The organism is Leptospira weilii serovar Ranarum str. ICFT (assembly GCF_000332415.1).
Classification (GTDB): Bacteria; Spirochaetota; Leptospiria; order Leptospirales; family Leptospiraceae; genus Leptospira; species Leptospira weilii_A.
The window spans coordinates 35,886-48,911 of sequence record NZ_AOHC02000050.1; the positions used below are offsets into that span (position 1 = coordinate 35,886).

Consider the following 13,026-nt stretch of genomic DNA (forward strand, 5'->3'; position numbering starts at 1 on the left):
CAATGCGAATCCTTTTTTTAGACGACGAAGAAATGATCCGAGATCTGTTCCGTGAAATATTCGGAATCCTCCACGATCTCACTCTGGCCGGGACCGCGGAAGAAGCCCTGGAAATCTGTAAGACCGACAGTTTTGATCTGATCGTGACGGACGTTCGTCTTCCCAAAATGAGCGGGATCGACTTCGTCTCCAAACTCCGGGACAGGGAAATCAATACTCCTTTTATCGTGATTACGGGCAATCAGGATATCGACATTTCCATTCGAGCGCTCAGGCTCGGGGCCGTGGATTTTTTTATCAAACCTTTTCGAATGGATGCGATCCGTCAGTCCCTTCAGAAATTCGAGAATTTATTTATTTCCAGTCAGGAACTCATCGGTAAAAACCACTTTCAGATGACCGAGTCCAAACAACGTTTTTCGATCAAACCCAGTCTTAAAAATCTGAATCAATACGTGAATCTTGTGATGCGATCGATTTCACTCATTCCGGGAATTCACACGGACGATATTCTCGGGATCAAACTCGCCTTATACGAGTTACTCGGTAATGCGATCGAACACGGTTTTGCCGGAATCAGTTACGATAATAAATCGAAACTCCTCGCTTCCGATGCGGATTATGTGGATCACGTGGATCGGATCTGCGAAAGTTTGAACGGAACCGTTCAACTTGAAGTGGGTTTTGAAAATCAAAAGGTTAACGTTTCCCTAAAGGATCACGGAACCGGTTTTGATCCCGCCAAAGTTCCGGATCCGGTCACCGATCCGAACGCAAGTTACCTTTCCGGTCGAGGAATCTTTTTAGTGAGAATGAACGTGGACGCACTCGTCTACAACGAAATCGGAAACGAAGTCAGTTTTAGCAGAACCTTAAAAAGAGTCCTTCCCTCTCCTTCAGAAGTAAACGCCGGCTGAAAGATAAATTCGGGAATATTTTCGGATCGGTTCTTCCTTTTCCCATTCCTCGAAAAATATTTTTTTTTCCTTCTGCGGGTCCACATACGCGTAGGATAAGCTCATTAGAATATAAGAATGTTCTGATTGATGTCCGGCCGCCAAGTTTCCTTCCCAACCTCGTCCGATCGACGAAGACGAATTAAAAACCGTTCCTTGGACGGTCCAATTTCGGTCCCAGGTTTTTTTTACTCCGAGTTGAAGAAGTCGGATTCCCTTGTTTTCAAAATTCGGTTTTGCAACGACGCCGTCTTCCGGAAACAAGTTACCCTCTTGGATCAACAGACTTTCCATCAATAAAAAGGAAGTTTTTCCACCGTATCCTCTCGGATCGGTTCGAATTCCGGAATAACCGTTCGAATTTCGATCGGTCCGCAACTCCTCGTCCTTGGACGTATAAAATCCTCCCAAAAAATAAGAGGCTTCCGTCCTTTCCAATACAAGTCGCGATCCTACCAAACTTCCTTTTGTGGATTGTGTAGTTCCGTAACTCCGAAAAGAGTCGAGTCCGTATTCCCTCGATCCGAGGACTTGGATCCCGTCCAAGTCTATCCTCAATCCGTGATATTTTGCGGAAGAGAACTCGAATCCGTAATATTGATACGCTCCGTAGGGTCTAAACGGTTCCGCTTGTACCGAAAAATCCCCTTTGACCGCCTCCTGCCTGGATTCCTTATACAAATAGTAGAATATTCTAAAATTCTGAAGGAAGGGGTTTTCCAGGACTTGTACGCTTCCTCCGGTTATTCTTTGCGGGGATTCGTTCCTGTCTCGTTCGGTGTACAAGGGTGAATTTTGCATCTGAGCGCCGAGGACGGACGCCGTTACCCCCGAAGGTTTCCAGTGAAATTGGAATTCTCCGTAATTTAAAAATCCCACGAATAAAAATCCGTTTCGATCCAATCTTTGATATCCCCGTCCCGCTTCGATTCCCATTTTCAATACGGGAGATTCCCAGCCGGCGATCCACAACAGTTCCGCGTCCGCCCCTCGAGTCGTAGTTTTGGTTCCGACTACGTTTTCCTCGTATTGTAAAAACGGAGATATTAGAATTTTATGATATATACGTTCGCCCTTGTTTTTCCAGCCGACTTCGGGACTTAAAATCCCCCTGGAAAAACTTCGATCCGGCTTTTCATCCTCGACCCCTCCTTTTTGTCTCAAACCCCTGTAAAGCGCCGTAACGTTTCCGTAAAACGGGTTTGTTTTATTTTGTGTTTGCGAAGTTCGTTTTTTTTCGGATTCGATTTCGTCTTCGGATCGTTTTCCGATTTCATGGTTTGTGGTTTGATCTTTTGAAATTTCGTTCCTTGAAAATTCCCGTTCCTTTTCTTTTGGAATTCTCTCTCGGTTTTCCCCCGAATCGGTTTCCGGTTTTTTTTTCTCGGAATCGTAAAACCTTCCCCTTCCGGTCAGATCCTTTTTTCCGTATTCCCAGATCAAAAGATCGTCGAGCCTATATTCCGAATAGGATTCCGCCGAAATCGTTTGCGAGAGTATGAATATACAAAAAATGGAATGTTTTATCCGCGAAGCGGAGAGAAATCCCTCTTTTTTTGTTCGGGTCTGCGCTCGGAAATTCGGATTCATCTTCGAAAGTAGGCAAGAAAATATCCGGTTAAGATGAGCCAGGACACGATTTGTCCTAAGAAGTAGGACGACGCCGCGCCCGTGGGTCCGTATTCCGGTATGAGCAGATTTGCCAAAACCAATCCGCAGACAAGTCGTAAAAGCGCCAAAAACGCAAGCATCCTGGGTTGTCCAAGCGCGAATAACGCGATTCCGAGCGGTGAAAATACCAACTGCAACATATAGTTCGGATAAAGGATCTGAAACACTCCGATCGAGTCCGCGTATTTTCCTCGGAACAATAGATTTAGGATCCATTCCGCCATAAAAAATCCGGGAGATAACAAAAGGGCCATACCCACGGACAACAACACGGACTTCCAAAGAAAAATTGGAAATTCCTCCGAGTCCACAAGTCGGGATAATTTAGGATAGATCAGCGAGTTGATCACCGAAAACAAAATCACAAATCCGCTGAACAACTGTAAGGCGGTTCCGTATACGGCCGCGGATTCCTGGGAATAATACCACTTCAAAAAAAAGATTTCCATCCTGTCCGAGATCATCGCAAAGATGGACGCTAAAAACGCATATCCGTTAAACGACGCCAAGGTCGACGTCGTCTCGACGATTCCGTTTTTTTCTCCGCTCCAATTCAACTGCCTTCTCGGAAATACGAAAAAGAACAGTACCAATACGAACAAAGGCGAGACGGTAAAGATCGCGAGTATATCCAAATGTCCGAGGGCCTTTTCGGCGAGCTGATCCGCAAAATACAATACCGCAAGTCGGATTAAATTGGGCAGTGGATTCCATAAGGATAACGAGATATAGTTTCCGAAACAGATGAAGATACTTTCAAAAAAGGAATTGAAAGAAAGTACGAAACTTCCCAATACGAGTAACGCGACCACGATCGAACTTTCTCTCAAAAGTACGGCTCCGATCAAACTGATTAAGGTCAGGGCGCCGAGCGCGCCGAGTTTGATGAGCAGGGAAGAAGACAATAAAATCCCGATCTTTTGTTTGTCCGCGGTTACAGGCGCCAAAAATTTTACGAGCGCGGCGGGTAATCCGAACTCCGCAATCGCAAGTAACACGGGCAAAAATCCGGCGTAATATTGAAAGAGTCCGTTTTCGCTTTTTGTGAGTATGTTTACGGAATATACCATAAACACGAGATTGAGCAGAGACGATATCGCCTTGGAGATGCTGACAAAAAGGGAGGATTTAAACATTCCGGATCTACGGAACTGAAACCAAAGATCCGATATTTTTTGCGTCTTCCCGAAAAAATTCAACATTCTATTTTTTTAAATCAGCTTTTTCCTTCCACCTAACCGTTATATATACGGAGAAAAAAGCGATGTAACTGCTAACGATCCCGTACCTGAGGTATCTTGCAACCGGATTTTCCGGTAAGAACTTTTGAACGAGGATTCCGGGTAAAACGTATAAAAGAAAAATTCCAAGTATCAATACCGCCGCTCTTCGAATCGCCTCCGATACACGATCCGCCTTCTCCCATTCCAAATTATGATATTTGGAAAGTAAGATCCCGATCGCAAATCCTCCCAAGGCCCCGCTTGCCGATATTACGTTTTCATACGACTTTACTTTTTCAAGAACGCTCCCATTCGAATACAATAATACGGAAGGTAAGGTCAACGTCACTAAAACCAAGATGAACGTTTTCGTTTTGGAAAACGTTTGGCCCGTAAAAGCTTTCGGCGATTCCAACTCGGGAAAACTTTTAAATACGATCTCGATCGTCATCAAACCGATCAGACCGAAAATCAATCCGCCCAAGACGTCTCCCGGATAATGTACACCTCCGTACATTCTGGAAAAAGGCATGAACATTAAAATGAAAAGTGCAATCGTGCGGATCGTTTTGTTTTTTACGTGTAAAAAGATCAATCCCCAGATGACCACGGACGTTTGAACGTGCCCCGATGGAAATCCGTACGAAAGTTCGACGAGTTTTCCGGGACCGTTCCAGGGTAGCGTAGGTCGGGGACTTTCAAACCAGATCTTTAAGAGCGCATTGAAGATTGCAGTCGAGAGCAATCCTACTCCGAGACGGATTCCGAGTTTACGATCGATAAAAACGTAAACGAAGGATAGAAGAGTCATAAAAAAAACGGTTTCTCCCAAATAATGAAAAACCAACGTGAACACGCTCAGAATCGGATCCCACGAGGTTCCGCGCAGAGTTTGTAAAAACGTTTCCCCAAACCAAAACGGATCTTGAAACCAACTTATATTCGTACTCACCCTTCTCGTTTCTCCTAACTTGATTTTAAAGCGGTTTTCGATTCGAAAAATCCAACTTGATGGATTCGATTCGATTCGGTACAATGAATTCTAAATCCAATATTTATTGAACACACGTTCTAAAAGCAGATCTTGAATGGAAACCCAAACCGAAGCCGAACCACTTGACAGCCTTTTTCTGATTCCCAGAGAACCCGTAAAACAATTCCTAAAAACTCTTCTTCACCTGGTTTATTCCGTGGAAGTTACGGGCATTGAAAACATTCCCGAAACCGGAGGTGCGGTCCTCATCTCCAATCACACGGACAACCTGGATGTAATCGTACAAGGAACCTCCGTTTTAAGAAAAGTGATTTATCTCGGAAAATACGAATTGTTTCATCCTCAGGAAACCGTCCTAGACATCCTAAATAATCCGGATTCTCCCTTAAATACGTTTCCTCTCAGTTTGATGAAACAAACCTTAACGACCGCACTGAACGCTCTCGGAGATCTGCAAGGTAAACAACTTATGCACTGGGGCGGCCATCCCATCCTAAGAGCGCATAACGTGAAAGACGCTAAGTCCGCCGCGGCCTATTACGAGGAACTCGAAAATTACATCGTAGAACTCATTCAAAAGGGAGAACTGATTTCGGTGTATCCCCAGGGAACCAGAACACCCGCGGTTACTCCGGGTTCTTTCAAAGCGCTTTCCGCAAAACTTGCGATCCGTGCGGGAGTTCCGATCATTCCGAGCGCGATCAAAGGCGCGTGGAGGATGTTGAAACCCGAAGCCTTTTTGACCGGAAAAGCATTCGGCGCCAAAATCACATACAACATCGGTAAGCCGATTTATCCGCACGAGTTTCCGAAGGAACCCCTGAAAAAAGCCGCAAAAATCGTAATCGAAGAACTGGAAAACCGCGTGAGAAAACTCATCGATTCTCCGGAAAGCTAAATTCATTTTTTTTAATATTAGAATAGAAGAATCCATATGGAAACTCAGATTTACACTCCCAAACACAAGGTTCGTTTTATCACGGCCGCTTCCCTTTTCGACGGACACGACGCTTCGATCAATATCATGAGAAGGATTCTACAGGCTTCCGGCGTGGAAGTCATCCACTTAGGTCACAACCGTTCCGTTAGAGAAATCGTGGAGTGTGCGATTCAAGAGGACGCGCAAGGAATCGCGATCACGAGTTACCAAGGCGGTCACGTGGAATATTTCAAATACATGATAGACCTCTTAAAGGAAAAAGGCGCGGGTCATATCAAGGTTTTCGGCGGAGGCGGCGGTACCATTCTCCCTTCCGAAATCAAAGAGCTGGAAGCCTACGGGGTCGCTCGGATTTATTCCCCCGACGACGGCAGAGAACTGGGTCTGCAAGGAATGATCAACGATCTCATCCGCAAGGCCGACTTCATTCCTCCTCTTACGTTCAACGGCACTCTTCATTCTTCCTTAAAAGACAAAAATCCGCTCGCGATCGCTCAAACGATCACTCTCGTGGAAAACACATTTGAAAGGGAAGAGCTCGAAAAATCGGCGTTAACCGAAAAACTGAACTTTCCTCCGGGATCCAAAACCGTTCCGATTCTTGGAATTACCGGTACCGGAGGCGCGGGCAAATCTTCCCTGACCGACGAACTGGTCCGGAGATTTTTGATCGACTTTCCGGACAAAACCGTCGCGATCCTTTCGGTGGATCCTTCCAAAAGAAAAACGGGAGGGGCCCTTCTCGGCGATAGGATTCGGATGAATTCCATTTCCCACGATAGGGTTTATATGCGATCCTTTGCGACGAGAGAAGCCAACATTGCGCTTAACAAAAACGTTAAACGAAGTATCGACGTTTTAAAAAGCGCGGGTTTCGACCTGATTATCGTGGAAACCGCGGGGATCGGTCAGAGCGACTCCGAAATCACCGAAGTTGCCGACGTCGCGTTGTATGTCATGACTCCCGAATACGGGGCCGCGACTCAGTTGGAAAAAATCGATATGATCGACTACGCCGATCTGATCGCGATCAACAAGTTCGATAAACGAGGCGCGCTCGACGCGCAGAGAGACGTCAAAAAACAATTCCAAAGATCCAGACAACTCTTTTCGCAAAACGCGGACTTGATGCCCGTGTTCGGAACGATCGCCTCTCAGTTTAACGATCCGGGAACCAACATACTTTACGGAAACGTAATCCGTTCCGTCTCCGACAAGTTGAACCTGGGTTGGACCTCCTCTTACGGGTTGGAATCCGGAACGAGCGAGAAAATTTTCATCATTCCTCCGGACCGGGTCCGTTATCTCGCGGAGATTCGGGAAGAATGCGATCGTTACGATCAATTCGCAAAAAACGAATCCTCAAAGGCCAGAAAACTTTTCCAACTTTCGGGCGCGATCGAAATCTTAAAAACTTCCGGGCAAGACACAAATATTATAGAATCAGAATATTCTAAAATTGAAAACTCTTTGAGTCCGACAACGAAAGCGATTCTTTCCGGTTGGGAAGAAAAACTGAAAAACTATCGCAGTGAAAACTTCACGTATAAGGTTCGGGATAAGGAGATTCGAGTTTCCAACACCTCCACCTCCTTGAGCAACCTGAAAATTCCGAAGGTGGCTACGCCTAAGTTCCAAGACTGGGGAGAAATCGTCCTCTGGTCGTTTCAGGAAAATTTTCCCGGAGAGTTTCCGTTTACTGCGGGAGTTTTTCCTTTTAAAAGAACGGGGGAAGATCCGACTCGTATGTTCGCCGGAGAAGGCGGACCCGAAAGAACCAACGCCCGTTTTCACTACGTGAGTTTGGGAATGCCCGCACAACGTTTGTCCACGGCGTTCGACTCGGTGACGTTATACGGCGAAGATCCGGGCGAAAGACCGGACATCTACGGCAAGATCGGAAACTCGGGTGTGAGCATCGCCACTTTGGACGACGCAAAAAAACTCTATTCCGGTTTCGATCTCTGCAATCCCACCACTTCGGTTTCGATGACGATCAACGGACCGGCTCCGATGGTCCTTGCGTTTTTTATGAACGCGGCAATCGATCAGGCCTGCGAAAAACATATCAAGGCGACCGGAATCGAAAAAGAAGTTCGTCAAAAAATCGAATCCGTCTATAAACAAAAAAATCTTCCGGTTCCGAAATACAACACGCAGATTCCCGAAGGAAACGACGGACTCGGTCTGATGCTTTTAGGAGTTTCAGGAGACGAGGTTTTGGAAAAAGAAGTTTATGAAAAGATAAAACAGGAAACCGTAAAGGTCGTTCGTGGAACCGTGCAAGCGGACATTCTCAAAGAAGACCAGGCTCAGAACACTTGTATCTTCTCGACGGAGTTCGCTCTCAAGATGATGGGCGACATTCAGGAATACTTCATCGTCAATCAGGTTCGAAATTTTTATTCGGTTTCCATTTCGGGTTATCATATCGCGGAGGCGGGAGCCAATCCGATCACTCAGGTCGCTTTCACTCTCGCAAACGGTTTGACCTATGTGGAATATTTCCTCAGTCGAGGAATGAAAATAGACGACTTCGCTCCCAATCTTTCTTTTTTCTTTTCGAACGGAATCGATCCGGAGTATGCGGTGATCGGTAGGGTTGCGAGAAGAATCTGGGCGAAGGCGATGAAAAACAAGTACGGGGCTAACGACCGTTCGGCGATGCTCAAGTATCATATCCAAACTTCGGGGAGATCTCTTCACGCACAAGAGATCGCGTTTAACGATATCAGAACCACCTTGCAGGCGTTATACGCGATCTACGACAATTGCAATTCCTTGCATACGAACGCATACGACGAAGCGATCACCACGCCGACGGAAGAATCCGTTCGACGCGCGATGGCGATCCAACTTATCATCAATCGGGAACTTGGACTTACAAAAAACGAAAACCCCGGCCAAGGTTCGTTTATCATCGAGGAACTCACCGACTTGGTCGAACAAGCGATCCTCGAAGAGTTCCGCAAAATTTCCGAAAGAGGCGGAGTTCTCGGAGCGATGGAGATGATGTATCAAAGAAATAAAATCCAGGAAGAATCGTTATATTACGAATCCTTAAAGCACAGCGGAGAATTTCCGGTGATCGGAGTGAACACTTTCTTAAGCAAAGAAGGCTCCCCTACGATTGTTCCCCAAGAAGTGATCCGTTCCACCGATTCCGAAAAACAGGCTCAAATAGGCGCGTTGAGAGAATTTCAAAAACGAAACGAGAAGGATCTGGAAGCTCGTTTGAAACGTCTGAAAACCGTTTGTCTTTCCAACGGGAATATCTTCGAGGAGCTGATCGAAACTTCTAAAAAAGTTTCCTTAGGTCAGATGACGCACGCACTGTACGAAGTCGGCGGGCAATACCGCAGAAGTATGTAACAAAATTCTTACGTCTCCTTGCACTCGGACGATCGTTTATTTACGGTTAGTCGATAGACAAAACACATTCCGTTTCCCTAAACTTACGTCTAAAAGTTAGGAGGCGGCTTTTGTCGACTACGCGGTTATAATGATACTATCGTTCGTATGAGTACAAAAAGATGAAAGCCTTTACCAGTTACTCCACAGCAGACAAATACACCGCAGGTAAAATTCAGAACCTACTCGATCATTTCGGGATTTCCTCCTTTCTCGCCCACGAAGACATCAAGGTTTCTTCGGAATGGCAGACCGTAATCTTAAACGAGTTGGCAAAGTCGGATCTGTTCGTCGCGCTCTTAAGCGCGGATTACGAAAGGTCGCCTTGGTGCGTTCAAGAAGCGGGGATCGCCGCCTTTCAAGAAATGACGCTGGTTTTTCTTTCCTTGGACGGAACGATCCCCAAGGGATTTGTCGGTAAAACACAATCGGCCAAAATCAAGGAAGAAACAGTATCGATCAGCGATCTAATTCCCGGAATTATCCGTTGTAATTTTACCGTCGGGACAAATATGATCGTAGATCTCATCGGAAGATCCAGATCTTTCAGACAGGCTGAAAAGAATTTTCAATTGATCCTTCCCTACGTGGATCAAATGAAAAAATCGCAGATCAAAGATTTGCTCAAACGTTCCGCAAACAACCGCCAGGTTTACGACGCCGGTTTATGCAAAAAACGATATATTCCCGAACTCTTAAAAGATTATCGCTACTTGCTTCCGAAAAAAGTTCTTACTGTTTTGAAGACTGGAACGGAAGAAATACTTCATAAATTTATAATATGAATTAAAATTCAGGGCGCAGTGGATCTTGTTTTTTAGCCAGACGCAGCAGATCGAATACGGGAGAATCTACGAATGTCGTATAAACGCCGAATTGACGACGTTCAACTAATCGCGAAATCTATTACCGTCGCATAAGCCGCGTTTAGGCGACATACGCATAAACACGAAACGTTCCACATATGCAAATTTTCAGATGTCATTTAAAGTTACGGAACGAGAAATGTTATTGGGAATTTACGCATCTTAGAGAAGCGCCTGAATACGCTTCTGCAAGTCTGGAACGAGCTGTTTTTCAAACCAAGGATTTCTCTTCAACCAGATCTGGTTCCTCGGGGAAGGATGTACTAACGGTAAATACTGCGGCGCGTATTCCCTAAAGGCTTTTACGGTCTCAGTCAGATTCGCCTTCTTCTTTAACAAATAACGCTCCTGCGCATACTGTCCGATCAGAATTGTTAAACGAATATTCGGCATTAGAGGCAATAAACGCGGATGCCATTCGGGAGCGCATTCAGGTCGTGGCGGCAAGTCTCCTGATTTTCCTTTGCCCGGATAACAAAAACCCATCGGCATAATCGCGACAATTTGCTCATCGTAGAAAGTATCCGCACTCAGTCCCATCCAGGCACGAAGCCGTTCTCCGCTTGCGTCCTGCCAGGGGATACCGGACTCGTGAACTTTCAGTCCAGGCGCTTGCCCGATCAGTAGAATTCGGGCCATGGGATTGACGCGAAAAATGGGTTTTGACGGAAAAGGAAGATTCTTGGCGCAGAGCGAACACGACCTTGCTTTCTTAAGTAAGGATTCAATTTCTTGCATTTGTAAATTCCCGCGCAACAATGTCGCCTAACGCAAAATCTGCGTTAAGGCCGAACGACACACAAAGAGATTTTCTATCCTGCAGAAGAGAAAGAACCTCCGGTAAGAATACTTCCGATCCTGCAAGATAGATCGTTTTCAAAGCAGATTCGTAATCGCTCCGTTAGTCGCCGATTGAACGAGTTTGGCGTATTTCGCAAGGACTCCGGACTTGTATCTAGGCGGAATCGGTTTCCAGTTCTTCAACCGTTTATCGATTTCTTCCTGGGAGATTTCGACTTGAAGCAGATTCTTCGTCGAATCGATGGTAACCGAATCTCCGTTTTGAACGATCGCGATCGGGCCGCCTTCAAACGCCTCCGGTGAAATATGTCCGACCACAAGACCGTGAGTCCCACCGCTGAATCGACCGTCGGTCATAAGACCCACGTCTTCTCCCAAACCTTTTCCGACAAGCGCGGAAGTTACGGCGAGCATCTCCCTCATTCCGGGGCCGCCTTTGGGACCTTCGTAACGAATGATGATCACGTCTCCGGGTTTGATTTTGTCGTTCATGATCGCGTTGAAACAATCGTCTTCGGATTCGAAAACTTTTGCGGGACCTGTAATGGAAATTTTTTTCAGACCCGAAATTTTAGCGACCGCTCCGTCCGGTGCGAGGTTTCCTTTTAAAATCACGAGAGGACCGGAAGGATGGAGCGCTTCCGATTTTTTACGAACGATCGTCTGGTTCGGAACCAGGTCGGGCATATCCATTAGATTTTCTGCAATCGTTTTTCCGGTAACGGTGATACAATCCCCGTGAAGCATGCCTTCTTTTAAAAGATATTTCATCACGCCGTGTACCCCGCCCACTTTATCGAGGTCGGTCATCGCGTATTTTCCACCCGGCTTTAGATCCGCGAGGTGAGGAGTTTTTTTACTGATTCGATCAAAGTCTTCGAGAGTCAGATCCACTCCGATTTCTTTCGCGATCGCAATCAAATGAAGGACCGCGTTGGTGGAACCGCCTAACACAAGAACTACGGTGATCGCGTTCTCGAACGCTTTTTTGGTAAGAATCTGTTTCGGAGTGATTCCTTTTTGGATGAGACGGATCAGCGCCTTTCCAGCCTCGTAACAATCCTCCGATTTTCTGGAACTCACCGCGGGCATGGAAGCCGATCCGGGAAGACTCATTCCCAGCGCTTCGATCGCGGAAGACATCGTGTTGGCGGTATACATCCCTCCGCAACTTCCCGCACCGGGACAAGCGTTCTGTTCGATCCGAACGAACTCCTCTCTTGAAATTTTTCCGGCGTTGAATTTACCGACCGCCTCGAAGATCGAGACGATATCCACGTCCTGACCGTCACAATGCCCCGGAAGAATGGTTCCCCCGTAAACGAAAATGGAAGGAGCGTCGATTCTGCAAAGAGCCATGAGACAACCGGGCATGTTCTTATCACAACCGCCGATCGCGATCACTCCGTCGTGTCTCATCGCGTTGGAAACGATCTCGATCGAATCCGCGATCACTTCTCTGGAAGGAAGGGAAAAATGCATCCCTTCGTGGCCCATCGTAATTCCGTCGGAAACCGTGATCGTTCCGTAAATTTGAGGAACTCCTCCGGCGGTTCGAACGCCCTCTTTGACTTTTTCGGCGAGTTTATTGATATGAATATTACAAGGGGTTACTTCGCTCCAAGTGGATGCGATTCCGATCATCGGTTTGTGAAAGTCTTCGTCCGTAAAACCGACGGCACGAAGCATCGCTCGATTGGGCGCGCGATTGTCCCCGTCGGTAGTCATCGAACTTCTTTTTTTTAAGTTATCGCTCATAGTTAGCCTCTATTTTAGCCGTTCCTAAAACGTTTGTTTCGAACGAGTTATAGAAGTACAGTTTTGAGAACTCTCTTTCCGGTCAAATGGAAAAGGTCAGGTTGTATTGTGAGGATTTCCGCGTTTTATGTGGCGCGGTTTTAGACACTAGGGGTTAGGATTTTTACATACATAACCTACAGCGGCTCCTAATTCCTAGCGGCAGGCAAGGTCCATCCTAACCACTGATCCCTAGTCCCACGCCACTAAACATGCCCTCCATCATCACTCATTCTGCGGTTCCGTTTTCATTTGGGGTCGGTTATGGAACGACCCGGGAACTAAAGTCGACTGCTCCCTCGCAGCGCCAGGGAGAAACATTGAGTTGCAAAAGGCGCGATCCGGATGCGCCCAAACTTTCAACCGC

Annotated in this window: 10 protein-coding genes; 4 read left to right on the plus strand and 6 right to left on the minus strand. The window is 46.4% G+C overall.

What is annotated here, in order from left to right; translation table 11 throughout:
* Positions 1-2: 2 nt before the first annotated feature.
* Positions 3-917 carry an ATP-binding response regulator gene (locus tag LEP1GSC060_RS16225; protein WP_003008466.1) on the plus strand — a complete coding sequence of 305 codons (915 nt, stop codon included), beginning with the start codon at positions 3-5 and terminating at the stop codon, positions 915-917.
* On the opposite strand, the gene LEP1GSC060_RS16230 is transcribed toward LEP1GSC060_RS16225, so the two are convergent.
* Genes LEP1GSC060_RS16230 through LEP1GSC060_RS16240 form a run of 3 tightly spaced genes read right to left on the minus strand, consistent with a single transcriptional unit; the run spans position 897 to position 4,802 of the window.
* Positions 897-2,546 carry a hypothetical protein gene (locus tag LEP1GSC060_RS16230; protein WP_230458347.1) on the minus strand — a complete coding sequence of 550 codons (1,650 nt, stop codon included), beginning with the start codon at positions 2,544-2,546 and terminating at the stop codon, positions 897-899. The two genes, LEP1GSC060_RS16225 and LEP1GSC060_RS16230, sit on opposite strands and share 21 nt — an antisense overlap.
* Entirely contained in the window at positions 2,543-3,829 is a 1,287-nt protein-coding gene (locus tag LEP1GSC060_RS16235; protein WP_003008520.1) for an oligosaccharide flippase family protein, read from the minus strand. The genes LEP1GSC060_RS16230 and LEP1GSC060_RS16235 overlap by 4 nt, the downstream gene beginning before the upstream one ends.
* Before the next feature lies 1 nt (position 3,830).
* Positions 3,831-4,802, minus strand: a complete 972-nt coding sequence (locus LEP1GSC060_RS16240) for a phosphatase PAP2 family protein (protein ID WP_036096885.1) — start codon at positions 4,800-4,802, stop codon at positions 3,831-3,833.
* Between the two features lie 136 nt (positions 4,803-4,938).
* Between LEP1GSC060_RS16240 and LEP1GSC060_RS16245 the strand changes: the two genes are divergently transcribed.
* From LEP1GSC060_RS16245 to LEP1GSC060_RS16255, 3 genes are all read left to right on the plus strand, one after another.
* Positions 4,939-5,742, plus strand: coding sequence for a lysophospholipid acyltransferase family protein (locus tag LEP1GSC060_RS16245; RefSeq protein WP_003008376.1), 804 nt, complete (start codon positions 4,939-4,941; stop codon positions 5,740-5,742).
* A gap of 36 nt (positions 5,743-5,778) precedes the next feature.
* Positions 5,779-9,156 (plus strand): methylmalonyl-CoA mutase family protein, encoded by a 3,378-nt coding sequence (locus LEP1GSC060_RS16250; RefSeq protein WP_003008484.1) that lies wholly within the window; start codon positions 5,779-5,781, stop codon positions 9,154-9,156.
* Positions 9,157-9,317: 161 nt separating this feature from the next.
* Positions 9,318-9,980: a toll/interleukin-1 receptor domain-containing protein gene (locus LEP1GSC060_RS16255; protein WP_003008373.1), complete on the plus strand. Its 663-nt coding sequence runs from the start codon at positions 9,318-9,320 to the stop codon at positions 9,978-9,980.
* Positions 9,981-10,223: 243 nt separating this feature from the next.
* Here the strand turns inward: LEP1GSC060_RS16255 and LEP1GSC060_RS16260 are convergent, their stop codons facing one another.
* Genes LEP1GSC060_RS16260 through ilvD form a run of 3 tightly spaced genes read right to left on the minus strand, consistent with a single transcriptional unit; the run spans position 10,224 to position 12,620 of the window.
* Positions 10,224-10,799, minus strand: coding sequence for a uracil-DNA glycosylase family protein (locus tag LEP1GSC060_RS16260; RefSeq protein ID WP_003008410.1), 576 nt, complete (start codon positions 10,797-10,799; stop codon positions 10,224-10,226).
* On the minus strand, positions 10,786-10,941 hold the full coding sequence (locus LEP1GSC060_RS20385) for a TIR domain-containing protein (RefSeq protein WP_003008525.1): 156 nt from the start codon (positions 10,939-10,941) through the stop codon (positions 10,786-10,788). The genes LEP1GSC060_RS16260 and LEP1GSC060_RS20385 overlap by 14 nt, the downstream gene beginning before the upstream one ends.
* Positions 10,938-12,620, minus strand: coding sequence for a dihydroxy-acid dehydratase (gene ilvD, locus LEP1GSC060_RS16265; RefSeq protein WP_003008511.1), 1,683 nt, complete (start codon positions 12,618-12,620; stop codon positions 10,938-10,940). Before ilvD ends, LEP1GSC060_RS20385 begins: the two co-directional genes overlap by 4 nt.
* Positions 12,621-13,026: the final 406 nt, after the last annotated feature.

Coding starts and splice junctions, on each gene's coding strand:
- LEP1GSC060_RS16225 (WP_003008466.1), top strand. CDS start 3: ATGCGAATCCTTTTTTTAGACGACGAAGAAATGATCCGAGATCTGTTC.
- LEP1GSC060_RS16230 (WP_230458347.1), bottom strand. CDS start 2,546: ATGAATCCGAATTTCCGAGCGCAGACCCGAACAAAAAAAGAGGGATTT.
- LEP1GSC060_RS16235 (WP_003008520.1), bottom strand. CDS start 3,829: ATGTTGAATTTTTTCGGGAAGACGCAAAAAATATCGGATCTTTGGTTT.
- LEP1GSC060_RS16245 (WP_003008376.1), top strand. CDS start 4,939: ATGGAAACCCAAACCGAAGCCGAACCACTTGACAGCCTTTTTCTGATT.
- LEP1GSC060_RS16250 (WP_003008484.1), top strand. CDS start 5,779: ATGGAAACTCAGATTTACACTCCCAAACACAAGGTTCGTTTTATCACG.
- LEP1GSC060_RS16255 (WP_003008373.1), top strand. CDS start 9,318: ATGAAAGCCTTTACCAGTTACTCCACAGCAGACAAATACACCGCAGGT.
- LEP1GSC060_RS16260 (WP_003008410.1), bottom strand. CDS start 10,799: ATGCAAGAAATTGAATCCTTACTTAAGAAAGCAAGGTCGTGTTCGCTC.
- ilvD (WP_003008511.1), bottom strand. CDS start 12,620: ATGAGCGATAACTTAAAAAAAAGAAGTTCGATGACTACCGACGGGGAC.